Genomic DNA, 25681 nt, shown 5'->3' with positions numbered 1-25681 from the left:
GGTGAAATCAATGACCGATTCCAGCAACCAGCATTCCGCGACGGAGCCCGGCGCCACCTCCATGCGACGCCTGAATACCCAAAAGGTCCTCAAGGCGACCTGGGATCGCGGGCTGGTGACCGCCAGCGAGCTCATCGAGCTCACCTCGCTCACCCGGGCAACCGTGCTGAACCAGGCAAAAGAGCTCGTGGCCACCGGCTGGCTGCGTGAAGCGGAGGACACCCGTGCCGCCGGAGCATACTCGAAAGGCCGTCCGGCCCTGCGCTATGAACTCGACGCCGCCAAATCGGTAGTCGCCGGAATCGACGCCGGCCAACACCGGATCTCGCTGGCGCTCGCCGACCTGCGCGGCAAGGAGATTGAACGCCGGTCCCTGAGCGTGGAGCCGGGAGCATGCGGGGAAGAACGGCTTCGCATCACCGAGGAACTTCTTCGCGGAACCCTGGAGAAGCACGGAGTTCAAAAGCTCGGCGCCCTGGTTATCGGGGTCCCCGCTCCGGTGGATTCCGGTGGTTCTTCGCCAAAGGTGGCCGATGGCTTCTGGGCCGCGATGAACCCGGACTGGCGTGCGCAGCTGGCGGAATATACCCACCTGTTCTCGGTTGAAAACGACGCGAACCTGGCGGCGGTGGCGGAACTTGGACTCGAAGAATCCGATTCCTTCGCCGCGCTGATGGTCGGCGAACGATTCGGTGCCGGAGTGGTCATCGACGGGCACCTGTTGCGCGGAACCCACGGGCTAGCCGGAGAGATGCGCTTCCTTTCGCATGTCACCGGGGTGGGCGATGCGCTGGGGCTTGGCTACCTCGCACGAGAACAAGCGAGGCATGCACTGGCAGGCGGGGCCGAAAGCTCGCTTCGGCGGATTCCCGCCGAACTGGTGCGCGCCGAGGATGTTTTCCAAGCGGCCGCGCAGCAAGATCCGTTGGCACTGGAAATCCTGGAATCGCTCGGGCGGCGGCTGGCAAAGGTCGTGGCCGTGATTTCCGGTTTCGCCGGGCTGCAGAAGGTCATTCTCTCGGGTGCCATGGCGGGAATCCTGCAGCCGGTGATCGATATCGCCGACCGTGAATTAGCCAGGGAACCAGAGCTCACCTGTGTGCAGTTGGCCGTTTCCGAGCTGGGCGCGGAGGTGGCATTGCAAGGGGCCATCTCGCGCGGCATCGAATTGGTCCGGGCAACCGCGCCCTTCGAAACGCAGAACCGATGAATTCCCGGTGACCCCGACCTCCATCGATAGCGCCGACCGCCGGGCGCGCGGCGCGGTATCGGCCTTGTTTCTGACCAATGGTGCGTTGTTCGCAAATATGGCGCCGCGCCTTCCCGAGCTGAAGGACACTTTCGGGCTGGGCGAAGCGGCCTACGGTTTTCTGGTGATCGCTTGGCCGGTAGGCGCAATCATTGCCGGCCTGGCGGCCGGCTGGCTCATTCGCCGCTTTGGCTCGGCCCTCGTGGCCGTGGCCGGAACCATGCTCACCGGAGCTGCGCTGCTCGGCGCCGGCTCGGCCCCGAGCCTCGCGCTGCTCGCCGCGGGCTTCCTGCTCGGCGGCGCAATGGATGCCATCACCGATGTGGCGCAGAATTCCCACGGGCTCCTTGTGCAGCGACGCTATGGACGCTCGATCCTCAATTCTTTCCATGCATTGTGGTCGGTGGGCGCCGTCCTTGGCGGTTCCATGGCCGCCGGAGCCATGGCGTTGAACCTGTCGCTGAGCGTGCACTTGGGCATCTCGCTGCTGATATTCGCGGCCGTCGCCTTGACCGCCCTCAAATTCTGCCTTCCCATGGGAAAACCGCAAGCCGGACTCGAAGAGGTATCCGAGGACCGCCCTGCCGATCCCTCCCCGGGCACGGCGCGCACGCCGCGCAACCACACCCTGTGGATCATGGTCGCGTTGGTGCTGATTTCCACCGCGGGGGTCATGACGGAGGACGCGGGCAACTCCTGGGCCGCGCTGTATCTTGCCGATTCGCTGGGGACTTCGGCCTCTTTCGCGGCCCTTGGCTATATTTCGCTCGTCGGCGCCCAGTTTGTGGGTCGAATTCTTGGCGACGGCATGGTTGACCGCTTCGGACAGCGTTTGGTCGCCCAAATGGGTGCCGTCTGCCTCATCCTCGGCATGGGGTTGGCACTGGCCTTCCCGTCGGTGCCGGGAAGCGTGCTGGGTTTCGCGGCTGCCGGATTTGGCGTGGCGACCCTGGTTCCGGCCGCGATGGAACACGCAGACAGGCTGCCGGGCCTTGCCCCAGGCACCGGGTTGAGCGTGGTCTCGTGGCTGATGCGTCTGGGATTCCTGATCTCGCCGCCGCTGGTTGGATTTGTTGCCGAGGGCTGGGGGCTTCGAGCCGGGCTGTTGCTCGTCCCGCTGGTGGGCGTCATCGTGCTGTTGTGCTCGCCGGTGCTGCGGGCAAAGGCACCGCGCCAGCAACTTTAATTCACGGCCCGCACACCCCTCGGACGTCATCTTGGTTCGATGCCGGCGAAATATGACACCTCATTTTTAATGAATCAATTAGGCCACCGTAGAATACAAGTCACTATTTAGAACGGAAACCGATCTAACTCACCACATCGAGAGCATGGTCGGTGCTGGCTCGACTTATCCGGGTGGGGTTGGCCAGAGCGTGCCGAGGGGATAACACATGTCTAAATCCGCCAACTCCATAGCCGGCACAGCGTCTTCCAAACAGGAAGATCCGGTTCAGCTGAACAGGCGCCGATTCTTTTCGGCGGCGGGTGGAGTACTTGCCCTGGTCGGCCTTGCAGCCTGCACATCGCCGCAGAATTCCGCGACGGCTCCGAACCCGGTAGGTGATCACGCCCCGGCCGCCGCCAAGGCACCTAGTACCCCCGGCCAAGCCCTTGAAATGCTCAAGACCGGCAACAGCAGATTCGCCGAAGGCCGGCCAAAGCACCCGAACCAAACAAGCCAGCTGCGAAGCGACCTTGCAGAGCACCAAGAACCATGGGCCTTGGTCCACGGATGCGTTGATTCTCGGGTTGCCCCCGAGCTCGTCTTCGACCAAGGGATTGGCGACCTCTTTGTCACGCGAACCGCTGGTGCGGTACTCGACGACACCCTCGTGGGGAGCATGGAGTTTGCGGTCAGCAGCCCCTATGAGGTCCCGGTCATCGTGATCCTCGGGCACACCGCCTGCGGAGCGGTGACCGGCACGGTCGAAGCCCTCGAGAAGAACGCAAAGTCACCGAAGGCCCCGGGAGAAATGATCGATTTCATCAGCGAGATCGCGCCGGCGGCGCGTGAGGCGGAACCGGTGCCGGACAAGTCAGAACACATCAACAACGTGGTCCGGATGAATACCGTCGCGGTCGCCGCCGCGCTTGTTGAACGCTCGGAGATCATCCGTGCGGCGGTCAACGCCGGGCGCACCGAAGTCATTGCGGCCGTCTATGATCTGCAGACCGGGTTGGTTGACTGGAATCCCGTCGTTGCCTGATGCGGCCGCACCGGTGGCCTGCCGCCGAGCGCGGCAAATGCACGTGCCGATCGGACCTCAGGAAACACGTTGGTCCACCTTTCCGATGCGGCCAGCGCAATAGTTGGCAGCAATGACCTCAAGCGGATCATCATCTCGGCTATCCGGCGTTGAACCGAATCGCCGGATCTCGTTTAGTAGTACACCGCCAGCGGGCCGTTGGGTCCGGCGATCACCTGTACCGGAGTCTCGAAAACCTCGGACAGGATTTCGTCATTCATGATCCGTTCCGGGGAACCGAACTGGACGACCTTGCCGTGCTTCATCGCGCAGATGTAGTCCGCGTAATGGCCGGCGAAGTTAATATCGTGCAGCACGATCACGATGGTGCGGTTCAGCTCCTGGGCAGCCCGCTTCAGGTGCTGCATCATCAGCACGGAGTGCTTCATGTCCAGGTTGTTCAGCGGCTCGTCCAGCAGCACCGTTTCGGTGTCCTGCGCCAGCACCATGGCAACGTAGGCGCGCTGGCGCTGGCCACCGGAAAGCTGGTCCAGGTAGCGGCCCTCCAGCTCGGAGAGGTCCAGGAAGTCGATGGACCGCGAGATGATCTCTTCATCCGCCGGCGTCAGCCGTCCCTTGGAGTGCGGGAAGCGTCCGAAGCCGACCAGCTGGCGCACGGTCAACCGGGTGACGAAGTGGTTCTCCTGGCGCAGGATCGACACGATCTTCGCCAGATCCTTGGAAGCGGTGGAGGCCACGTCGTAGCCGGCGACCTCGATGCTGCCCGAATCGATGCCCAGCAGGCGTCCGACCATGGTGAGCATGGTGGACTTTCCGGCCCCGTTGGGGCCCACCAGGGCGGTGATGCCGCCGGTCGGGATCTCGAGGGTGACCGGTCCGATGGCCACCTCGGAGCTGTACTTCTTGTGCACTTCTTTGAGGGTAATCACAGCCGGCCCTTTCGCAGGATGAAGATCAAGAATGTCACGCCGCCTACGGCCTCGATGATGATGCCCACCACGCCCTGGGCGTAGAAGATATTTTTCATCACGAAGTACGCCCCGGCGAGCACCACGAAGCCGGTCAGGAAGGCGATAGGGAAAATGAAGCGGTGGTCGTAGGTGTCCGCCAGCTGGTAGGCCAGGGTTGCCACGAGGAAGCCGAGGAAGGTCATCGGGCCGACCAGCGCGGTGGATACGGCCATCAGGATCGAGACGAAGAATAGTGTGCGCATCACCTCCGAGCGGTGATTGATGCCAAGGTTCATGGTGGTATCGCGGCCGAGGGACACGATATTCATTTTCCGGGAATTTGAGATCAGGAAGAACCCGGCAATGAGGATCAGCGGGATGGCCACCGGCAGGTAGCTCATATCCGCATTGTTCATCGAGCCGAACAGCTTCGCGGTCAGGATGTCGAACTCGCTGGGGGAGAGCATGCGCTGCATGAAGGTGGAGATCGATCCGAGGCCAGCGCCCAGGATGATGCCGATCAGCAGCATGATCTGGATATTGCCCAGCTTGCCGGACAGCAGCCAGCCATAGAGCAGGCAGGCGAGGACCACCATGATCGCTACCTGCAAGCTGAACTGCCACAGCCCCTGCAGGGCGACCACGCCGGCGGCTCCCATGAAGAACACCGAGGCGGTCTGCACCGCCACGTAGAGGGACTCGAAGCCCATAATCGATGGGGTGATGATGCGGTTGTTCGTGACCGTCTGGAATGACACCGTCGCCACTGCCTGGCAGAAGGCGACGATGGCCATGGTCAGGATATTGCTGGCGCGCATCTTCGCGATCAGCCAGAACCCGTCGGAGCCCACCGGCATCGGGTTGTCCCAGGCGAGCAGCCCAAAGCTGAAGCTCAGCGCCAGGGCCAACATGATGGAGAAGATGATCCAGTAGCGACTGCGGATCTTCTTCGTTGGCAGTGCGCCGGAGGCACGGCCAAAGACCGGCGGCGAGGGCAGCTTGGGAGTGGTGCGTGGGGGAGTCATGAGCTTAGCCAAGTTTGCGCTGCCTTAGAAGCAAGGAAATGAAGACTACCGCGCCGAGCACGCCGAGGATCAGGGAAACCGGAATCTCGAAGGGCATGATGATGGTGCGGCCAATCAGGTCGCAGACGGTGGTGATGGCAATGCCCAGCAGGCACACCCATGGCAGGTTGCTGCGCAGGTCATCTCCGCGGAACATGGACACGATATTCGGCACGATCAGCCCCAGGAAGGGAAGGTTGCCGATGACCACGGTGACTACACCGGTGGCAATCGCGATCAGGCCGGTGCCCAGAAGCATCACCTGGCGGTAGTTCAGCCCAACGTTCGTGGCGATCTCTTCGCCGAGCCCGGCCACGGTGAATCGGTCGGCGACGATGAAGATCGCGATGGCCACCAGCGCCACGATCCACAGCACCTCGTACTGTCCGCGGATCACCGAGGTGAAGGACCCGGCAAACCAGATGCCAAGGGATTGGAGCATGTCGGTTTGCAGGGCAATGAAGGAGGAGAAGGCGCCCACCACGGCGCCGAGCATGATCCCCACGATGGGCACCGTCAACGAGGCCTTCAGCGAGACTCGCTGCAGGAACAGGAAGAAGACCATGGTGCCGATGAAGGCGAAGATGATCGCCACGGTCATCTTGGCCAGCAGCGAGGCTTCGGGGTTGATGATCAGCACCGTCAGCAAGCCCAGTCCGGCCCATTCGGTGGTGCCGGTGGTGGTCGGCTCCACGAAGCGGTTCTGCGTGAGCAGCTGCATGACCAGCCCGCTCATGGCCATCGCGGCTCCGGCGAGGACCAGCGCGATGGTGCGTGGGATGCGGGTCACGGCGAACATCGCCGACCCGTCATCGGTGCCGAAGATGTCATAGACACCGGTGAACAGGGAGAAGCCCAAGAGGACGAGAACGCCGAGGATGCCAAGCATCAGCTTGGGTTCAAGGAGCCTGCCCTTGGGCTTGACCGCGGGGGTCGTAGTAGTCATGGTGCCGCCGTGTATTCGATATGTGGTGGATACGACTACGTGGCGGGGCCGGTTATCGGCTCCGCCACGTAGTCGCTATTCAGCGTTCTGGTTACTTGGCTTCCAGCGCTTCTGCAAAATCATTGAAGAACTCGGTGTAGGTCTGGATGCCTTCGTTGGTGTAGGTATCTGCGGGCATGACCACGACGTTTCCTTCCTTGGCAGCGGTGACGTTAGCCAGTGCTTCGGACTTCTTCAGCAGGTCGGCCGCCGGGGTGTAGCCGGCTTCATCGCTGGCAACTGCGCCGTCGCGGTCAAGGACGAGAATCCAGTCGGGGTTCGACTTGGCGATTGCCTCTACCGAGATATCGTCGCCCTCGTGATCGGTGGAGGCGTCCTCGACGACCAGTGCCGGGGTGAGGCCCAGAATGTCGAAGGCCGGGCCGACGCTGCGTCCGCTACCCGGAGCGGAGTAGTTGATCTCGCCGCCGGAGGTGATCAGGCCCATGACGGTCGCGTCCTTGTTGTACGCGGCCTTGGCGCGTGCAACGGCCTTGTCGAAGTCATCGGTCAGCGCCTTGGCTTCTGCCTGCTTGCCGAAGATTTCACCCAGTACGGTGGTCTGGCGCTTGAGCTCCGCGTCGAAGGCCTCGCCTTCGCGCGGGTCGAGGTTCACAATGGTGGCTTCGGGAGCCAGCTTGGAAAGCTTTTCTGCGTGCTGGGTGAATCGCTGGCCGTTGATGATCAGGTCCGGGGCCACTTCGACAATTGCTTCGAGGTTCGGCTCGCGGTGGCTGCCGAGGTCGATGACCTTTTCGTCCTTGGCGTAGTCGATGGTGTCCGGCATCAGCGCCACGGCGCCGGCGGTGAGCTCGATGCCCCAGGCCTCAAGAGTTTCGAAGGTGCGGTTGTCGGTTGCGACCACTGACTTCGCTGGGGTGTTGATGGTGTGTTCGCCATTGTTATCGGTGAAAGTCACCGTGGAGGTAGCCGCTGGTGCGGACTCTGCCGGGGCTTCGGCGTTGGAGCCGCAAGCTGTCAGGGAGAGTGCTGCAACGCCCAGCAAAGCTGCGGCGCGAAGTTTCATGGAAGCCATGTCATCCTTCGGAACAGGCGACCGACATTGGCCGCGCAAATGAGTGATCTGATAATTAGCCTAGCCTAAGCTGACCTAAATCGAATAAGCCAGACCGTTGTTACTTAGCTCACTCAACCCCGGCTAGTTCGTCGAAAAATAGGATTTCATGAGGGATTTTCCGCGTTTAGTTAGGTGAGGCAAGCTATTTGCGCAAGGAATATAGTGCAGCGAAGCGTTGCTAAATTATTCATTTTTTAGGCGATGCCGGTCGTCTCTGGATGTTCATTTACCGTCATGAACTGCGCGCTCCACGGCAAAAAGGCGCGAAGCACCGCACTAGGATACGAAGATGAGTGACTCTCTCGACCGAATTAACTGGCCCGTGGCTACTCGGCGGCTCTCGCTGCGACGGCTCGAAGTTGCCGATGCCCAGGCGACGTGGGACTACCGGAAACTACCCGAGGTGCAACGCTGGATCACCTCGCGCGCGGATGATTTCCCGCAGTATCTGGAGCAATTCATGAAGGCCAAGCGGTATTCCCGTGATGTCGCGGTTCAGCTGCTGGATGCGCAAGGGCAGCCGCAGTTGATCGGGACGGTCATGGTGAAGGTGAAAGATGGTTGGGGGCAGAGCGAGATTGAAGACGCGGCTCGCGGCGTCGAAGCCGAAATCGGCTGGAGCTTCAACCCCGAATACGGTGGTCTCGGCTATGCCACCGAAGTGGTCCGTGGGGTTATCGACCTGTGCTTCGGGCCGTTGGGACTACGACGGGTTGTTGCCGAATGCTTCGCCGCGAACGAGCCATCGTGGAGGCTTATGGAACGAATCGGCATGAGGCGTGAGGGGTACAGCAAACGCGATGCGCTGCACCGCGACGGTCAATGGCTGGACGGCATGAGCTACGCGCTCCTAGCCGAGGAGTGGCCAATCCGGTCCGAAGCCTGAAAGGCCCTGAACATGAGTGAACCCTCCAACGCTTGTCGCGTTGGAGGGTTCTTGTCATCACTCGCACCTTCAAGAGGTACTTACGACTCTAGGCGGGCACTCTGGGAATAGGCTGGGTTGCGCCTTGGGCTTTACCGTGCAAATTGGGCGCCCGGCCTCAGGCGGGCAAACCACTTTTTACTCGGCTGACCGGCCATCCGGTAATGCTCTTCGGGCGCGGGGTTGCATAGGTGCGCACCTTTGAAGTGCTCAAGCCCATGCGCACCAAAGACTCGGCTATGGTCACCGCGGCACGCACCCCATCAACAATTGGCACGCCGGTGGCCTCGCTGACCTTCGCCTCCAATTCGGCCATGCCGCCGCAACCTAGGCAGATCACTTCCGCCTTATCGACCTGCACCGCCTGTCTTGATTGCTCCACGATGGCCGCGACGGCTCGTTCGGGATCGGATTCCAGCTCCAGGACTCCCAGGCCGCTGGCACGCACCGAGGCCAGCCGGTCGGTGAGTCCGGCGAGTTTCAGGCGGTCCTCAATCAGCGGAACGGTCCGGTCCAAGGTGGTCACGACCGAATACTTGTGCCCTAAGAATTGTGCGGTGGAGGCGGCGGCCTCGGTGATGTCAACGACCGGGACTTCCAGCAGTTCCTGCAGTCCTTCCCGCCCGTGCTCTCCGTAGCCGGCCTGGATGACCGCGTCGAAGTCTCCGGGGTAGTTGACGACCTTGTCCATCACGGCGATGGCGGCGAGGTAGCTTTCGAAGTTCCCCTCGCAGGAGTCCGCGCCGAAATCGGGAGTCAGCTCGATGATTTCGGTGCCCGGCGAGGCGACTTTGCGAGCCGATTCGCCGATTGCGTGAGTCATCGAGGCGGTCGTGTTCACATTAACAATGAGAATGCGCATGATCAGTTCCTTAGAAATCAGTGCTTTGGGGTGACCGCGATGGCTTCGCCGTCAATATCCGTCAGGTCGAGGCGGCGCTTGGCGAGTATCAGGTAGGCAACTGCGCCGGCTCCGGAACCGAGGAACCACGCGAACGGCCCGACAACGTGCAGTGCGGGCAGGAATGCCAGGAGCAAGGCGACGACCGAGCTGACCGCCAGGGCAGCCACTGCGCGGTAATTGACGCCGCGAGTGAAGTAGTAGGTGCCTTCCGGATTGGTGCGGTAAAGGTCCAAGACATTGATTCGGGCCCGGCGCACGAGCCAGTAGTCGGCCATGATGATGCCGAATAGCGGGCCGAGCAGGGCACCGAGCCCACCGAGGAAGTAGTTGATGATCTCCGGGGAGTTGTACAAATTCCAAGGCAGAATCACCAAGCCGATGAAACCGGAAATCAGGGCGGCGGCGCGGAAGTTCAACCGCTTGGGGAAGAGGTTGGTCAGCGCGTAGGTCGGGGCCACGAAGTTTGCCATCAGGTTCACCGCGATGGTCAGGATCAGCAGCGCACCGGAGGCCAGGACGAGCAGCAGCGTGTTGGGGATGGCCTCGACGACATCTGAAGGCGAGGTGATGACCGCGCCGTTGATGGAGAATTGGGTTCCGGTGAGAACCACCACGATGGCCCCGAAGAACAGCATGTTCAGTGGAATGCCGAAGAAGTTTCCGCGCACGATGGCGTTCTTCGAGGTGGCGCCGCGGGTGAAGTCGCAGAAGTTCAAAACGAAAGTTCCGTAAATCGAAACCCACAAGGCGGCGGCTCCGAAGATGCCGACCCACATGTCCAGACCTGACCTTGATTCGCCGGTGCTCATGGAGACGTTGAATCCCGATTCAAAGAGCATCCAGATGGCCAGCGCCAAGAAGGTGACGAGAATGACCGGGCCGGCAAAGGCCTCGTACTTGCGAATCATTTCCATTCCGTAGCTGACAATCACCAGCTGGATGGCCCAGAGGGCTACGAAGCAGATCCAGCCAAGGGTATCGAGTCCCAGGAAGCTCGTCTGCTGCAAGCCGGCCGCGCTGGGCGCCAATGCGATGACCATGACGCTCAGCACCTGGGAGGCCAAGAACGTTTGAATCCCGAACCAGGCGATGGCCACGGCGCCACGCAACAGCGCCGGGATCTGCGCACCGTTGACACCGAAGGCGATGCGGCTCATGACGGGGAAGGGCACGCCGGTCTTCTCGCCCATGAACCCCGAGAGGGTCAGCAGGGCGAAGAGCAGGATTGCCCCGATGCCTAGGGCACCGAGAATTTGCCAACCGCTCATCCCCAGTGCGAACAGGCCGATGGCGAAAGCGTAGTTGCCCAGCGAGTGCACGTCGTTGGCCCAGAGGGTGAAGATGCTGTACGAGTTCCAGGTGCGTCCGGCACGGGTAGTCGGCGCGAGGTCCTCGTTGTACAGCGTGGCGCTGAGCTCATGCGGGTTGGAACGGTCAATGCGTTCGTTGTGCGATTGGGTAATGATCGTCGGCGCGGAGGTGGTCTCCGGAGTTTTTTGCCCCATGGTGAGGTCCTATTCTCAGGTGCGTGCTGAGGATCGAAGTCTGTTCTCGACAGTGAGAAGCTTTAGGGACAACGAATTATCGACAGCGCGCATGTATGAATCATGCTGGTCTATGCGTATGGAAGAAGCTGCGTGTATGTCCGCTGAGGGGACGAGATGACGCGTTACGGATAGATCGGCTGGCCGAAGTTCAGATAGAACTCGGTTGGTGTGCCCACCACGGGCTGGGCTTCGTGCTGCAGTCGCCAGGCTGGCTTTACTGCGCGAGTCCCTATGAGTTGTGTGCTCATGGCTGCTCCTGAGTTAGAGAAATTCACTCCGAGATGTGTGCCACATCGATTGTCCACCAACTGTATGCCGTGGATCACATTACCGCAATAGAAAATCTAGATTTCACGTTGTGGAAGTTATGGCCTTGCGTGCTGACTAGTGCCTAGGGTCGAAAGAAATTTCCGGGCGACATTCTGAGAGCCGCACCGGTGCCCGCGGAACCAGCTTGCCTGCCCGGGCGGAGGCGGCTGCAGCGTTGGGTCAACAATTCCGCCGACCTGGTTCCGGCCCGGTGCGTACACGCGCCGGGCCGGATCTTGGGGACGGGGGTGCAGCTACTGGCGCTTATGCAGGGTGATCTCGGGAATGTCATCTGCGGTCGGACCGCCGCCGAACTTCGGCGAGGGCTTTTCGCCAGAGGCCAAGCGGGCAAGTTCGGCCGCTTCGTATTCCTCTTCCTTGCCCAGCATGCGGGCCGTGTCCTCATTGGTGATTTCTCCCGCGAAGGCTCTCTTCATATTTTCACGGTCGAACTGGCCCTCCCACTTGGCGACCACGAACGTCGCCACGCAATTGCCCAGCAGGTTGACTACCACGCGCATGGAATCCATGATGCGATCGGCGCCCAGCAACAGGGCCACCCCAGCTACCGGGAAGATGCCTAATGCCGCGGCGGTGGCTGACAGCGCCAGGAACGAGGAACCCGGGACGCCGGCCATGCCCTTGGAAGTCAGCAGCAGGACGCCCAGTGCGGCCAGCTGCTGCCCGAAGCTCAAGTCATGCCCGAAAGCCTGGGCCAGGAAGAGCAGGGAGATGGAAAGATAAATAGCTGCGCCGTCCAGATTGAACGAGTAGCCGGTGGGTACCACCAGCCCGGTGGTGGCGCGCGAGCAGCCGGCATTGGTCAGCTTGGTCATAATGCGCGGCATTACCGATTCGGTGGATGCCGTGCCCAGCGCCAGGAGAAATTCTTCGCGGGTGTAGCGAATGAACTGCCATAGCGGTACTCGGGCGAAGGTCCAGGCGATGATGAACAGCACGCCGATGAACAGCAGTGCTGCAACATAGCAGGCGATGATCAATTTGGCGTAGGTGCCCAAGGTCGCGATGCCGTACTGGCCGATGATGAAGCCCATGGCGCCGAAGGCGCCAAGTGGGGCGACCTTCATAACCCAGCTCATGACCTTGAAGATCAATTCGAGGATGTTCTCGAAAACCGCCAGGAGCGGCATGCATCGTTCTTTGCCGACAACGACGATCGCCGCTCCAAAGAATACCGAGAAGAAGAGGACCTGCAGCAGATTGTTCTCGGCGAAGGCGCCGATTACGCTGACCGGGATGATGCCGAGAATAAAGTCGGCAGCACCCTTGGCTTCGCCTGTTTTCTCCTGAAGTGATGAGTCGTCCAACGTGGACGGGTCGATATTCAATCCTGCCCCGGGCTGGAAGACGTTGGCGATGATCAATCCGAAGACCAGGGCGAACAGCGTTGCGCTGGTGAAATACACCAGCGCCTTGACTCCCACGCGGCCCACCGCCTGCACGTCGCCAACGGCGGCGATGCCGGTGACGATGACCAAGAAGATGAGTGGCGCGATGATCATCTTGATCAGCATGATGAAGCCATCACCCAGTGGCCTGAGCTCCGAGCCGACCGCGGGCCAGAAGTGGCCGATGAGGACTCCGGCGAGGACCGCGACTCCGAGTTGGACGAACAATGATTTGTAGAGGCGCTTCTTGGGTTTTTGCTTTGCCTTGGCAAAGTCTTTGGATGATGATTTTTTCACGACTGCTCCAGAGGTTAATTACTCGCGAGATATATGCCATGTCGAAGGACTGACCCAACTGTAATGTGCGTCACAGGATTTCCGCAAGGAAAAATAGAAATTCCGATATGCGAAATGATTTCTTTCCATAATGCGAAATAGGTGACCCGCCTATCCGCTTTCGCGCCCTTCCCTCCGGTGGCCCTCGTGCATTTTGCAAGGGCTGGCTCCCGTGGCGCGCTCCTGTTTGCGATGCGCGAAACGAAGGGCCCTAGAGGGTTGACAGTGATCTGTGTCTCGACTTAGAGTTTTCATAAAGCAAAACAAACATTCCATGAAGTGGAATATTTGAAATAGGTTTTGAAGGGAAATCCAGTGTCTTACACTCTGAACTGCTCGATTCTGCTCACCGAACTACCCATCAACCAGCGTGCCGAAGCAGCCAAGCAGGCGGGATTCGACAGCGTCGAATTCTGGTGGCCATTTGCCACCGCCGTGCCAAGCGACAAGCAGGTAGATGAGTTCGTTAGCTCGATCAAGAACGCGGGCGTGCAGCTGGACGGATTGAACTTCTTCGCCGGTGACATGCCTGCGGGGGACCGCGGACTAGTTTCCTGGGTCGGGCGCAGTGCAGAGTTCCGTGAGAACGTGGACGTGGTCGCCGCTATCGGCGAGGCCACCGGATGCAAATCCTTCAACGCCCTCTATGGAAATCGTCTTGCGGAATCCACTGCGCAGGCTCAAGACGCGCTGGCCATTGAAAACCTGTTGGTTGCCGCCGGGGGCATCGAACGCATCGAAGGCACCGTCCTGATCGAACCGGTCTCCGGCACCGAGGCCTACCCGCTGAAGACCGCCGCCGAGGCACTGGACGTGGTCACTAAGGTCAAGGAAGCGGGCAAGAACAACATTGCCCTGCTGGCCGACTTCTACCACCTAGCGGTCAACGGCGACGATGTCCCGCAGGTTATCGAAAGCCACGCGAAAGAATTCGGCCACATCCAGATCGCCGACGCGCCTGGCCGTGGGGCGCCAGGAACTGGTGATCTGCCCTTGCTTGCCTGGATTGAACGCTCCCGCCAGCTTGGATACACCGGCAAGGTAGCTCTGGAGTACAAGCAGGACGCGCAGACCGCCTTCCAATGGCTTGCCACCGCCGGTGCCAACGCCTCCTAAACTTCCACTCGCCCCTCGTGCGGGCCGCCAAAACACTTTGGAGAATCACATGTCACAGAATGTAGCTTTTATCGGTTTGGGAATCATGGGACTGCCCATGGCCAAGAACCTCGTCACCGCAGGCTTCAACGTCACCGGTTTCAACCGCAGTGAAAAAGCCACCACCGAGCTTGCGGCAGCCGGCGGCCACGCGGCAAAGTCGATCGCCGAAGCGGTCAAGGACGCCGACGTCATCATCACAATGGTTCCGGACTCTCCCGATGTCGAAGCGGTCACCACCGGCGCAGAGGGCCTGTTCGCGCACGCAAAATCCGGGGCCATCTGGATCGATAATTCCTCCATCCGTCCCGACGTTGCGGTGAACCTTTCGAATGCGGCGCGCGAGGCCGGGCTGCGTCCACTGGACGCGCCGGTATCCGGTGGCGAGCAGGGCGCCATCGACGCGGTGCTCTCCATTATGGTCGGCGGCGAACCGGCGGACTTCGCAGATGCCAAGCCGGTCCTCGAAGCGGTGGGCAAGACCATCGTCCTGGTCGGTCCCTCCGGATCCGGGCAAACCGTCAAGGCCGCAAACCAGCTGATCGTCGCGGCAAATATCCAGGCGCTGAGCGAAGCGGTGGTCTTCCTCGAAGCCTATGGCGTAGACACCGATTCGGCACTGAAGGTGCTCGGCGGGGGACTCGCCGGCTCCAAGGTGCTTGACCAGAAGGGCCAGAAGATCCTGGACCGTGAATTCGGACCGGGCTTCCGCCTGGCCCTGCACCACAAGGACATGGGCATCGTCACCTCGGCCGCCCGCGAAGCCGGCGTGGTGCTTCCGATGGGTTCGCTCGTCGCCCAGCTGGTGGGTTCCACCGTCGCCAGCGGCGACGGCGCGCTGGATCACTCGGGTCTCTTCCGCGGAGTGCAGCGCCTTTCGGGTCAAAGCGAGTAAGTTTCTCTCCTGCTCTTCCCCTCAAACTTCCTGTGGCGGGTCCTGCGCCTGCCTTCGGCAGCCGGCCCACCTGCTGGCGAACAACTGTATTCGCCAGCCGATGGAGTCCTTCGTTCCAGTTCGAGTCCGGCTTCCGGTGCTCGGGGTGGGCGTGAGGTCGATTCACTTCGTCGGCCCGCCACAGGTCATTCCCTCATAATCTTGTTTCTTCTTTCACCGCTCCATTCGGGGCCGAACCATCGATAAGGATGTGTGATTTCAATGCCTAAGATGCGCGCAGTAGATGCCATCGTGCTGATCCTGGAAAAGGAAGGCGCCACCGAAGCGTTCGGCTTGCCCGGCGCGGCAATCAACCCGCTGTACTCGGCGATGAAACAGCATGGCGGAATCCGCCATACGCTGCACCGCCACGTCGAGGGAGCCTCGCATGCAGCTGACGGCTACTCGCGGGCCAGCGGCAAGATCGGCCTGTGCCTGGGTACCTCCGGGCCGGCCGGCACCGACATGATCACCGGCCTGTATGCGGCCATCGCCGACTCGATCCCGATGCTGTGCATCACCGGCCAGGCGCCAACCCACGTTTTGCACAAGGAAGACTTCCAGGCGGTGGATATCGAATCCATCGCGAAGCCGGTGACCAAATACGCGAGCACCGTGCTGGAGCCGGGGCTCGTTCCGGGAACCTTCGCCAAGGCTTTCCAGATCATGCGTTCGGGCCGCCCCGGTCCTGCGCTGATCGACTTGCCTATCAACGTGCAGATGGCCGAAATTGATTTTGACATCGATGCCTATGAGCCGTTGGCGCCCACCAAGCCGGAGGCAACCCGCGGCCAGGCCGAGAAGATCGTTGACCTGCTGCTGAGCGGCAAGCGTCCAATCATCGTTGCCGGCGGTGGCGTGATCAACGCCAACGCCAGCGATAAGCTCGTGCAGCTGGCCGAAGAGCTGAACATCCCGGTCTCGCCCACCTTGATGGGCTGGGGCGTCATTCCGGATGACCACCGGTTGCAGTCGGGCATGGTGGGCATCCAGACGCACACCAAATACGGCAACGAATCCTTTTTGGCCTCGGACGTGGTGTTAGGCATCGGCAACCGTTGGGCGAACCGGCACACCGGTGGCCTTGAAACCTACCGAGCCGGGCGCAAGTTCATCCACGTGGATATCGAGCCGACCCAGATCGGCCGCGTTTTTGCGCCGGATCTGGGAATTACCTCGGATGCCGCGGCGGCGCTGGACTCGATTCTGGAGATCGTGCGCGAACGCAAGAGCGCTGGACTGCTCCCCGACTACTCGCAGTGGGCCGAACAGTGCACCGCCCGCAAGGGAACGAACCACCGCAAGACCAATTTCGACAATATCCCGATCAAACCGCAGCGCGTCTACCAGGAGATGAACGCGGTCTTCGGGGCGGACACCACCTACGTATCCACCATCGGGCTCAGCCAGATCGCCGGCGCGCAGATGCTGCACGTCTATGGACCACGCAAGTGGATCAACGCCGGCCAGGCCGGACCCTTGGGCTGGACCGGTCCGGCGGCCCTGGGCGTCGTGCGCGGCAAGCCAGGGGAAAAAGTTGTGGCGCTGTCCGGGGATTACGACTTCCAATTCATGATTGAAGAGCTGGCAGTAGGCGCCCAGTTCAAGCTGCCTTACGTGCACGTGGTGGTCAACAACTCCTACCTTGGCCTGATCCGCCAATCGCAGCGTCCCTTCGAAATGGATTATCACGTTTCCCTGGGCTTCGATAACATCAACTCCCCGGAAACCGACGGCTACGGCGTGGACCACGTCAAGGTCGCCGAAGGGCTCGGATGCAAGGCCGTTCGGGTGAATGATCCGGCGAAGCTGGCCGAGGGATTCGCGGAGGCGAACCGTCTGGCCGACGAGCACCAGGTCCCCGTGGTCGTTGAAGTGATCCTGGAGAAGGTCACCAATATTTCCATGGGTGCGCAGCTGGATGCGGTTAATGAATTTGAAGATCTTGCACTGGAGATCGGGGATGCGCCTACCGCGCTGGTACCCATGAAATCCGGTGCGGGTGTGAGTGCCTGAGGTCGGTCGTCGCTGCCACTGGCAACTCCACATGAATTGCGGGTGCGGTTATTTTCAAGATAGGAGATCATGGAAATAACCGCACCACGCACCATTGAATTTAGTCTCAAGCCTTAAACGTAACGAGTAGGGAACGACTCATGAGCATCAACGAAGCTGTTGGACGCGCATCGTCCGAAGCCACCACCGAAAATACTTTTGACCTGGTGCTGCGCGGGCAGCAAGTGCTGACCGCGCAGGGCATCGCCCCCCGCGAAATTGGCGTGCGCGACGGAAAAATCGTCGCCGTGCAGGATTTGGGTGCCGGACTGGCCGGTGAGCGCGTCATCGAAATGGCCGCCGACGAGGTGCTGCTCCCCGGGCTAGTTGATACCCATGTCCACGTCAATGAGCCGGGCCGCACCGAATGGGAAGGCTTCGAGTCGGCTACCAAGGCCGCAGCGGCAGGCGGCGTCACCACGATCGTGGACATGCCGCTGAACTCCATCCCGCCCACGGTGAATCTCGAAGCGCTGGAAATCAAGCGCGCGGCCGCTTCCAAGAGCGCGTATGTCAATGTCGGCTTCTGGGGCGGCGCCATCCCGGGCAATAAGAAGGACCTGCGTCAGCTGCACGAGGCCGGGGTCTTCGGCTTCAAGTGCTTCTTGCTGCACTCCGGGGTGGACGAATTTCCCTCGCTGACCGTTGACGAGATGGAAGAGGACATGGCAGAGCTTGCCTCCTTCGACTCGCTGATGATCGTGCACGCCGAGGACTCGGAGATCATCGATAAATCGCCGGATCCTGTCGGCGGACAGTACGCCGGATTCCTCAACTCGCGTCCGCGCGATGCGGAGAACACGGCCATTGCGCAGGTCATCGAGCGCGCCCGCAAGACCGGGGTGCGCGCCCACGTGCTGCACCTGTCCAGCTCGGATGCCCTGGACATGATCCGCGAGGCCCGCGCCGAAGGCGTGAAGCTCACCGTGGAAACCTGCCCGCACTACCTGACCCTGCTTGCCGAGGAGATCCCGGACGGCGCCACGGCCTTCAAGTGCTGCCCGCCGATCCGCGAGAACGACAACCGCGAACTGCTGTGGAAGGGCCTGGAAGAAGGCATTATCGACTGCATCGTTTCGGACCATTCCCCATCCACTGTCGATTTGAAGGACGTGGAGAACGGCGACTTCGGCGTCGCCTGGGGCGGCGTCGCCTCGCTGCAGCTGGGCCTGCCGCTGATCTGGTCGGAGGCCAAGAAGCGCGGACTGAAGCTGGAGCAGGTGGTGCAGTGGATGGGCGTGAATCCTTCCAAGCTTGCCGGGCTGAGCGCCAAGGGCGGCATCGAAGCCGGCAAGGACGCGGATTTCGCGATCTTCGCTCCGGAAGACACCTTCGAGGTGGACGTGGCCAAACTGCATCACAAGAACCCGATTTCCCCGTACCAGGGCAAGACCCTGCACGGCGTGGTCCGCCGGTCGATTATCGCCGGGGCCGACGTGGACTTCCGGACTCCCGGTGGAAAGCTGATCACCCGAGAGCACTAGGAACCCGTTTCCCTTGGACCCCTCTTCTGCCTTTCTGGCGGGGGAGGGGTTTTCGCGTGCCGGACCGCGCACCGGCCTCCGGGCAAGGCCGCATCGTAGCCTCAGCACCGCCGGATTCCAATGCTTCCGGGTGCATTCACTGATTAACTGCCAGGTGTACGGCTCGCGCATAACAAAGAGGTATCGATTGGATGAGGCACGCGGGATTTGAGCCTCCCAGCTCATAGACTGTGAGCCATATGGGGATAGCGCAGTCGTCACTTCGAGTACAGGAATGGTTATGAACGCGAATACTGCTACCTCGATAATGACCAAAAATCTGGATGACTTGGCTTTGGCCGAGGCGGTGCATGCTTCACTGGTCTTCGGCTCGATTGTCGTGGCTGTGCTCCTTGCTTTCGGGATCAAGACCTATGTCCATTGGCGGCGGCATCCCAAGACCTCCCAATCCCTCGAGCCCGCGGCCGAAGAAGATGGCGCCAAGCAACCAGCGCAGAGCTCGCGGCAACGTCCTGCACCGCGGATCGAAATGCTGCCGGCTCTCGGAGACCTGCGCGGAAGCGGACGCATGAAACGCGGCCTCGAAGATCCAGGCTGAAATCCCGGCGAAGCGGCGTGCAGGGCCCCGAACTGCACGTGTGGAGACTTGGCCGCTTAAGCGGCATCTTGGCTGGAGGCAATTCGTAGATACAATAGCCAGTCTGGGTGCTATCCAGCAGCGCCTGGGGACATCCCGAGAATTGCGGACGGGATCTCCCGCATTTCTCCGAGACATCCGGACACCGCACCGGAAGGTGAACGAGTGACTGCCCAGTTCCAGCCGCACCCGGCGTTTCAGCGATTCATGGGCTGGGCCAACCCCCGCGCAAGGTTGTTGCTGGTACGTGCGGCTCAGGGCACCGGAAGGTTCTGGTTCGCCAATTCCTGGATCGGCGATGGGCCAGGAGAGGTCCATGATTTCTCCGCCAAGTCGCACAGCGATTGCTCCGAACTGGAGGTGCTTGATCAGCAGCTGGCAGAAGATCCGAACCGCCGTGCCGCAGTCATTCTTTCTCCCGGGCACACCGTATGGCACTTGGCTCTGCATGCACCAGTTCAATTTGCAGAACAGCGAGACCTGTTGCTTAGCCTCGATGAAATCCCTATCCTGCTCGGTGGCCGTGCGGGATCAGGCTCTAAGGCGGCGGGTGCCATCTTCCGGCAATGTGGCGGCTGGCTGACAGCGGCCCGGAAACTGGCCGAAGACCAACAGGCTGTAGAACCGGCATTGCAGCTGTTGCGTGGCGGATTGTCCATGTGGCTCGCTCACCGGGATCCGCACAGAGAACTATCCGAGGCCGCCATCTTGGCTGTCTTCGATGAGGCGACGGTGGCAGCCTACTACGGACACCTCAGGCCGCTGAGCACACCGTAAGCGACCTCGTCCAGTGCGGGCTGCTGCAGGGCTGCGCTGATGGCGGCTGGCTCATGCCAGCGATGGTCCGCCAGCTGCTGCTGGAACGAGTCCGAATGGCAGGTTCAGAGCGAAGGGAGATCCTGGAAGGCGCGGCGCTTGAAGCAACCATAGGTGAACACGGCCTGATTGCCGCGGCAGAGTGGGCCATTGCGCGGCAGCGGTGGGACTCCTTGACCCGGATTGTGGTCGGGAAGTGGGATGAGCTGTATTTACTGGATCCGAGGAAGCTCACGGAACTTGCATCCCAGATCCCGTCGTTCATCGCCAGAAAAAACACCTACCTCGGGCTGGGCATCCGTCTTCTGGACTTGCTTACGCATGATAAATTCGGGCCCCAGCTCCCTCGCATAGCGCCGAATTATGGAAATGATCATTTGGCGCAGTCGTTGCGGACTGAAACGGACCGGTTGTTCCTAAATCCGGACGCCAAAGCGCTCACGGTCGGGCTGCTGGAGATGCTCTACCTGCGCTTGAATGGGATGTACACGGAGGCCGGTGAAGCGTCCCTGCGATTGCGCATTGCGCTCCACAAGGCATCCGGTGCCCACCGGATGAAGTCTTCATTTGCTGCGCTGATCCATGCTCAAGTCGGCAACAGCCTGTATTTGGCTGGCAACGAAGCCGAAGCACTGCAGTCCTATGAACTGTCGCTGGCTCATGCGCGGAAGACCGGCAATGCATATCTGTTATCGGATCCCAGTGGAAAGCTCGCCCTGTTGCACGCACTTGATGGCAACGAATACTTGGCCCGGGGATATCTGGATGAGCACGAACAACACATCGGACACGTGGGCTGGGGCCAAGCCATGCTCGCACGTGAGGCGATCTTGGCGCGGGCGTACCTTGCCAGCGGAGATCTGGATTCGGGCCAGATGCGACGCGAGTTGGCGAAATTGCCGCGAACTCCTGACTCGGATGAATTCTGGTCGATGCATGCCTATCTGCTGGCCATGGAGAAGATCAGCTGTGGTCTCACCGCGGCCGCGGGGAAGCTGGTATACCGGATGCGGCAGCAGCGGGAAGTGGCATCCCGAGCCCCCTTGGCCCGACGGCTGCTTGACGACATCCTTGCAACCGTGGCGCTCGTCGACCACACCCATCTTCCCGAGGGCATCGGTCGTGGTGGATTCGATCCTGCATTGGTTGCGCTGAAACTTCTTTCCGACGGAAAGCCAGATGCCGCCCTTGCTGAGCTGGATAACCGCGGGCCCTTCACGGGGTTGCGTCGTGGAGGGAATCTTGGGCAGTACGCGCGGATGGCCGCGCTCAGCCCGGAGGGTGCAACCCCCGAGCTTGCTGCATCAATCCGTCAGATACATGCCGATTCGGGAATCCTGTATGAAATCGCCATGCTGAAAATGCTCCCCGGATGGGGAAATATCGACAGCCTGTTGGACGTGGACTCCGAGTCGGCGCGCAAACTAGGAAAAATTATAGTATCGGCAGAAAGCCGAACGGCGGTTCGCCCTGTACTGACGCAGCGGGAACGCGAAGTCCTCAGCCACTTGCGCGAAGGGAAGAGCCGCAAGGAAATAGCTGATCAGACCTACCGGTCGGAAAATACGATCAAGAGCCAGATTAGGACCCTATACCGGAAGCTGGAAGCCAAGAATCTGGAGCAAATGCTGGCCAGAGCACGCTCTCTGGGACTGTAGCGTGCGGCCCATCGACTCAACCAAGGGTGAATTTTGGCTTTGGCGCGCCCGGTTCGATAGGCGGAGCTTTAAGAATCGTATTTTGTCTTCCCTCCTCAGCTTCGACGTAGTTGAGAAGACTTCGTGTTGAACCTCATTTCCAGCAATTTGTTAGCATCAGGGATATGCCGATTATCGACAGGTTCGTTAATGCCATTTTTGGAATTTGAGTCCGTAAACGCCTTGGGTGAATCGCAGCTGCATGGACCCAGAATTTCCAAAACCTTGTCAAAGGCAGGCTAGTGGCTGCACTGTATCGCTGACCGTGGCTGAACTTCATGCTTCGCCCGTCTCGCGCCCTTCAGGCCAAATCACGTGTAGAACCCCTCAGGTCGCTTCTTCGCGAAGAAGCGACCTGAGGGGTTATGAGTAGAACTATATGGTCTAGCGGCGGATGGAACCTCCATCAACGACCAAGGTTTGTCCGGTCACAAAGCCTGCGCCTTCGGAGAGGAAGAAGCGGGTCGGTCCCACATAATCGTCTGTGATGGAGGCGCGCTTGATTGCACGCGAAGCAATGTTTGCTTCCTCGCCGCCTGCAAGGTCGGTAGCCAGCGGGGTCATCACCAGGCCGGGAGCAATCACGTTAACGGTGATACTCCGTGCGCCCAACTCGGCGGCCAGGCTCCGTGAAAAACCGATGATTCCTGCCTTTGACGCTGCATAAGCAGCGGCTCCGGCGGGAGCCTTGAAAACTGTGCCCGACGAATACAGCACAATACGACCGCCATCCTCCACCAGATCAGCGATTCCCTGGATGAAGTTCAACGTGCCGTGCAGGTTAAGAAACAACGCGCGTTCCCAGTCGGTCTTGGGCATATCCATAAACGGACCGAATACCCCGATTCCGGCGCAGTGCACGATCGAGTGGACGCTATCTCGCCCCTGAGCCTTGAGCGACTCGCGGACGACTTCTGGCGCATTGCCGGCCACATCCCCGGCAACATAGGTGATCCGATCTAGTGGATCCTTGGGTAGTGAACGGGACACCGAAGTAACATCCCAATCGGCACGTAGATCTGCGGCCAGCGCCGCCCCGATGCCTGAAGAACCACCGGAGAGAACCAGCGCAGGTGCTTTAGTTTCTTCCATTAGTTTGCGCTACCTTCGATAACCGAGGTCAGGAAACGATCAATGAGATCCCATGCTTCCTCTGGGTGAGTGATATTCGGGCAATGTTTTCGATCCAATACCTCACGACGAGCATTACCCATCGACGCAGCTAGATTCTTGGACCAGCCTTCTTGGAGCAAGGTGTCCTTGGAGCACTCGACCAGCAATGCTGGGGTGGTTACTTCCTTCAGCTGCGCCGGGAAGGTGTCTGCCGGACGCTCGACTTTTAGAGCCTCCGGAAGCTGGGTATGTGGGGCGCGCATGGTGATGAAGTGCCCTGGCGTAATCGCCCACTTGTAGCGGGCCGCCACATGCTCTGATTTATCATCGACCTGGTCGCATAACAGGTCCACCAGCTGCTCGAGGGATTCGCGGGTGCCGTCGAACGCGCCGAGCTTGGTCATATCTGGCGCTTTCCAGGGGCCTCCTGAACCATTGAAGGTACTCACCGAGGCGATGCGGTGGCGGTATTGCTCGTCAGCCAAGGCACGTAGTCCAATAGAGCCGCCGAATGAGTTTCCGACAAAATGCACCGGCTCGGTGATGCCGAGGTGATCCAGCAGCGAGAAAATGTGCCGAATACGAAAGGCAAAGGGGGAGACGTCCGCGCGAACCGACTTGGCGCTGCCACCATACCCAAGCAGATCCGGAGCGATCACGCGGTATTTCTTCGCGGCTTCGGGCAAAATCTTTCCCCACGTCACATCTGACGCGCCGCCGTAAGCACCGTCGTGCATGAACACAATGATCGGAGCGTTCCGCGGTCCGCCGGAGAGATAGCGGGTTTCCAAGTCGGAGACGAGGTCCAAGTTCTCGGTGATTTCAGTAGTTTCGGTAAGCACAATAACCTCCGTTGAAGCGGTTTCTTAGTCTGACGGTTTAGCGAAGTTCGTAATCGTCGGCGTTCAGCGCGAGCGTGCCCTCATAATATTCGCGCGCTGGAAACGGCCACATGATGGTGGAGCGTCCTTCGGCGTTCATGTACCAACTGTGGGTTTTAGACCAGCCCCAGGTGCGCTTGGCGCTTTCGGAGACTACTCGCTGGTCGTAGGCTTCGAATACGTCGTTTTTCAAATTCAGTGAACTTTTTCCGGTTACTGCCAACGTCTTGATGGCGTCGACAATATAGTTGGCTTGGCACTCGAGGAAGAAGACGAGATTGCCGTGGATGACGGTGTTGGTATTCGGCCCGTACATGCAGAAGAAGTTCGGATATCCCGGCAGAGCAGTGCCCATGTAGGCGCTGGCGTCGATACCCCAGGTTTCGTGCAAATCCTTCCCGTCGATTCCGCTCACGCTCATGGGAACCAGGAAGTCCGAGGCCTTGAACCCGGTACCCAGCAAAATAATGTCCGCGTCGATATGTTCTTCGCCCAGCCACACGCCGGTTTCATCAACGCGATTCACTCCTTGGCTGACCAGTCGGACGTTGTCGCGTTTGAGGGTCTTCACCCAGGTTCCGTCATCGCAGATGATGCGCTTGGCTGCCGGAGGGTAGTTCGGAATGATCGCCTTGCGTAGCTCTTCGTCATCCCCGGCCTGTTCCTCCAAATAGGAAGTCAGGTCCGCGCGCAACCGTTCGTTGGCGGCGGAAACGGCGAACTCGGTGGGTGGGTAGTCCTGATCCACGGTGGCTGCCGCTAAGTTGCCCACCACTCGTGGCAAGAACAGCGAGTAACGGTAGAAAGCGCGGTACTGGTTCAGATTGAGCAGTATCCAGCGTTCGTTTTCTTCGATATTTTGGCGTAGCACCGGGGTCTTGCGCAGCCACGGGGCACTGCGCTGGAAAATCGTCATCTGTTCGGCGACCTTCGCGACGGCCGGGGCGAACTGCAAGGCGCTGGCGCCGGTGCCGATCACCACGACCTTTTTACCGGTGAAATCCAGTTCATGGTCCCATCGGGCCGAGTGCACTACCGGGCCGGTGAAGCTGTCCAAGCCCGGCAAATTCGGGATGGATGGTCGATTGAGCTGGCCTACCGCGCTGACCACGAGATTTGACTCGAATTTTTCTTCGCTGCCGTCCGGCTGTCGGGTAGTGAGTCGCCACGTGCTGCTCTGCTTGTCCCAGACGGTAGCGGTGACTTCCTTGCCGAAGACTATATGCTCCAACAGGCCGTTGTCGGCGGCGAACTTGTGCAGGTATTCATGGATTTTCTCTTGGCGTCCAAAGTGAGTTTCCCAGTCATGCTGGGTAAAGGAATAGGTGTAAATGTGGCTGCGTACGTCGGTGCGGCAATCAGGGTAGGTGTTTTCCCACCAGGTGCCGCCCACGTCGTGGCTCTTTTCAATGATCTTGAACGGGACGCCGGCCTGTTTGAGGCGCAACCCGGCCAACAGTCCGGAAAAGCCTGCCCCGATCACGATGGCTGTCAGCATGGTGCCAGGCTGAAGTTCGTGCAGTGACCACGTCGGCTGGCGTGGATCTGCGTCATTGGGGACAAAGGAAACCTCGGAGAGCGCATATGCGTCATCATTATCGGCGCTCAGCAGCCATTTGGTCATGGCCAGTCGCATCTGATCGGTGGGTTCCGCGGCCCAGTTTGCTTGATTTTCTAGGTACGGAGCCAGACGCTCGATGCAATAGTTGATGGCTTCGGCCTCGATCTCTGGGCTCAGTCCACTGATTGGAAGCGCGGGAATGCTTGGGCGCCATTCATCACGCAGGACGCTGGCGTCTGCGGTGATGTGGGCGGTGAGCATGATCAGCGCCGGGGATTGAAACCCGTTGCGATGCGCGCGCAGATCTCCTTCGAGTAGCTGCGCGTAGTGTCGTTCCAGCGTGGTGTTCATGTCGTCTCCGTAGTGCAATGAAGTTAAAAGA

22 protein-coding genes are annotated in these 25681 nt (G+C 60.4%); 11 read left to right on the top strand and 11 right to left on the bottom strand.

Annotated features, from left to right (window positions below):
• The first annotated feature begins 10 nt into the window (after positions 1-10).
• The 3 genes from CQ015_RS09075 to CQ015_RS09065 all read left to right on the top strand — a co-directional run bounded on the left by CQ015_RS09075 (position 11) and on the right by CQ015_RS09065 (position 3459).
• A complete protein-coding gene (locus CQ015_RS09075; RefSeq protein ID WP_181150386.1) occupies positions 11-1210 on the top strand; it encodes an ROK family protein in 1200 nt (399 codons plus the stop codon).
• A gap of 7 nt (positions 1211-1217) precedes the next feature.
• Positions 1218-2435, top strand: a complete 1218-nt coding sequence (locus CQ015_RS09070; protein WP_258138206.1) for an MFS transporter — start codon at positions 1218-1220, stop codon at positions 2433-2435.
• Between the two features lie 208 nt (positions 2436-2643).
• The gene (locus CQ015_RS09065; RefSeq protein ID WP_105649952.1) at positions 2644-3459 is read left to right on the top strand and encodes a carbonic anhydrase; all 816 of its coding nucleotides are present in this window, start codon (positions 2644-2646) and stop codon (positions 3457-3459) included.
• 173 nt (positions 3460-3632) lie between these two features.
• Here the strand turns inward: CQ015_RS09065 and CQ015_RS09060 are convergent, their stop codons facing one another.
• The 4 genes from CQ015_RS09060 to CQ015_RS09045 form a co-directional block, all read right to left on the bottom strand.
• Positions 3633-4388 (bottom strand): ABC transporter ATP-binding protein, encoded by a 756-nt coding sequence (locus CQ015_RS09060; RefSeq protein ID WP_096287987.1) that lies wholly within the window; start codon positions 4386-4388, stop codon positions 3633-3635.
• On the bottom strand, positions 4385-5434 hold the full coding sequence (locus tag CQ015_RS09055) for an iron chelate uptake ABC transporter family permease subunit (RefSeq protein ID WP_105552544.1): 1050 nt from the start codon (positions 5432-5434) through the stop codon (positions 4385-4387). Before CQ015_RS09055 ends, CQ015_RS09060 begins: the two co-directional genes overlap by 4 nt.
• Before the next feature lie 4 nt (positions 5435-5438).
• Positions 5439-6419, bottom strand: a complete 981-nt coding sequence (locus CQ015_RS09050; protein ID WP_105569403.1) for an ABC transporter permease — start codon at positions 6417-6419, stop codon at positions 5439-5441.
• A gap of 91 nt (positions 6420-6510) precedes the next feature.
• Positions 6511-7494, bottom strand: a complete 984-nt coding sequence (locus CQ015_RS09045) for a siderophore ABC transporter substrate-binding protein (protein WP_105552546.1) — start codon at positions 7492-7494, stop codon at positions 6511-6513.
• Positions 7495-7825: 331 nt separating this feature from the next.
• Between CQ015_RS09045 and CQ015_RS09040 the strand changes: the two genes are divergently transcribed.
• Complete coding sequence (locus CQ015_RS09040; RefSeq protein WP_105649951.1) at positions 7826-8422, top strand: GNAT family N-acetyltransferase; 597 nt, start codon at positions 7826-7828, stop codon at positions 8420-8422.
• A 157-nt stretch (positions 8423-8579) separates the two neighbouring features.
• On the opposite strand, the gene CQ015_RS09035 is transcribed toward CQ015_RS09040, so the two are convergent.
• The 4 genes from CQ015_RS09035 to CQ015_RS09025 all read right to left on the bottom strand — a co-directional run bounded on the left by CQ015_RS09035 (position 8580) and on the right by CQ015_RS09025 (position 12927).
• Positions 8580-9323 carry an aspartate/glutamate racemase family protein gene (locus CQ015_RS09035; protein ID WP_105649950.1) on the bottom strand — a complete coding sequence of 248 codons (744 nt, stop codon included), beginning with the start codon at positions 9321-9323 and terminating at the stop codon, positions 8580-8582.
• Between the two features lie 17 nt (positions 9324-9340).
• The gene (locus CQ015_RS09030; RefSeq protein WP_105552549.1) at positions 9341-10870 is read right to left on the bottom strand and encodes an NCS1 family nucleobase:cation symporter-1; all 1530 of its coding nucleotides are present in this window, start codon (positions 10868-10870) and stop codon (positions 9341-9343) included.
• Between the two features lie 164 nt (positions 10871-11034).
• Positions 11035-11160, bottom strand: coding sequence for a hypothetical protein (locus tag CQ015_RS19360; RefSeq protein WP_258133479.1), 126 nt, complete (start codon positions 11158-11160; stop codon positions 11035-11037).
• A 315-nt stretch (positions 11161-11475) separates the two neighbouring features.
• Positions 11476-12927 carry a cation:dicarboxylate symporter family transporter gene (locus CQ015_RS09025; protein WP_105552550.1) on the bottom strand — a complete coding sequence of 484 codons (1452 nt, stop codon included), beginning with the start codon at positions 12925-12927 and terminating at the stop codon, positions 11476-11478.
• A 354-nt stretch (positions 12928-13281) separates the two neighbouring features.
• Here CQ015_RS09025 and CQ015_RS09020 point away from each other — a divergent pair, with 354 nt between their 5' ends.
• From CQ015_RS09020 to CQ015_RS08990, 7 genes are all read left to right on the top strand, one after another.
• Positions 13282-14082 (top strand): hydroxypyruvate isomerase family protein, encoded by an 801-nt coding sequence (locus CQ015_RS09020; RefSeq protein ID WP_105649949.1) that lies wholly within the window; start codon positions 13282-13284, stop codon positions 14080-14082.
• 37 nt (positions 14083-14119) lie between these two features.
• On the top strand, positions 14120-15016 hold the full coding sequence (locus tag CQ015_RS09015) for a 2-hydroxy-3-oxopropionate reductase (protein WP_258138209.1): 897 nt from the start codon (positions 14120-14122) through the stop codon (positions 15014-15016).
• Between the two features lie 261 nt (positions 15017-15277).
• Positions 15278-17071, top strand: a complete 1794-nt coding sequence (gcl, locus tag CQ015_RS09010) for a glyoxylate carboligase (protein ID WP_105649947.1) — start codon at positions 15278-15280, stop codon at positions 17069-17071.
• Between the two features lie 140 nt (positions 17072-17211).
• The gene (gene allB, locus CQ015_RS09005) at positions 17212-18594 is read left to right on the top strand and encodes an allantoinase AllB (RefSeq protein WP_105649946.1); all 1383 of its coding nucleotides are present in this window, start codon (positions 17212-17214) and stop codon (positions 18592-18594) included.
• A 280-nt stretch (positions 18595-18874) separates the two neighbouring features.
• Complete coding sequence (locus tag CQ015_RS09000) at positions 18875-19192, top strand: hypothetical protein (RefSeq protein WP_146114043.1); 318 nt, start codon at positions 18875-18877, stop codon at positions 19190-19192.
• A 204-nt stretch (positions 19193-19396) separates the two neighbouring features.
• The gene (locus CQ015_RS08995) at positions 19397-20008 is read left to right on the top strand and encodes a hypothetical protein (RefSeq protein WP_105649944.1); all 612 of its coding nucleotides are present in this window, start codon (positions 19397-19399) and stop codon (positions 20006-20008) included.
• Positions 20009-20061: 53 nt separating this feature from the next.
• Entirely contained in the window at positions 20062-21705 is a 1644-nt protein-coding gene (locus CQ015_RS08990; RefSeq protein WP_105649943.1) for a LuxR C-terminal-related transcriptional regulator, read from the top strand.
• A 423-nt stretch (positions 21706-22128) separates the two neighbouring features.
• Here the strand turns inward: CQ015_RS08990 and CQ015_RS08985 are convergent, their stop codons facing one another.
• From CQ015_RS08985 to CQ015_RS08975, 3 genes are read right to left on the bottom strand one after another with little or no spacing between them, the layout of a single operon-like run.
• Complete coding sequence (locus CQ015_RS08985; protein WP_105649942.1) at positions 22129-22836, bottom strand: SDR family NAD(P)-dependent oxidoreductase; 708 nt, start codon at positions 22834-22836, stop codon at positions 22129-22131.
• Complete coding sequence (locus CQ015_RS08980; RefSeq protein WP_105649941.1) at positions 22836-23699, bottom strand: alpha/beta fold hydrolase; 864 nt, start codon at positions 23697-23699, stop codon at positions 22836-22838. The genes CQ015_RS08985 and CQ015_RS08980 overlap by 1 nt, the downstream gene beginning before the upstream one ends.
• 37 nt (positions 23700-23736) lie before the next feature.
• Complete coding sequence (locus CQ015_RS08975) at positions 23737-25650, bottom strand: NAD(P)/FAD-dependent oxidoreductase (protein ID WP_105649940.1); 1914 nt, start codon at positions 25648-25650, stop codon at positions 23737-23739.
• Positions 25651-25681: the final 31 nt, after the last annotated feature.

This window comes from Arthrobacter sp. MYb221 (assembly GCF_002979835.1).
In the GTDB taxonomy this organism is placed as follows: Bacteria; Actinomycetota; Actinomycetes; order Actinomycetales; family Micrococcaceae; genus Glutamicibacter.
This window is presented reverse-complemented; position numbering and strand designations above follow the sequence as displayed.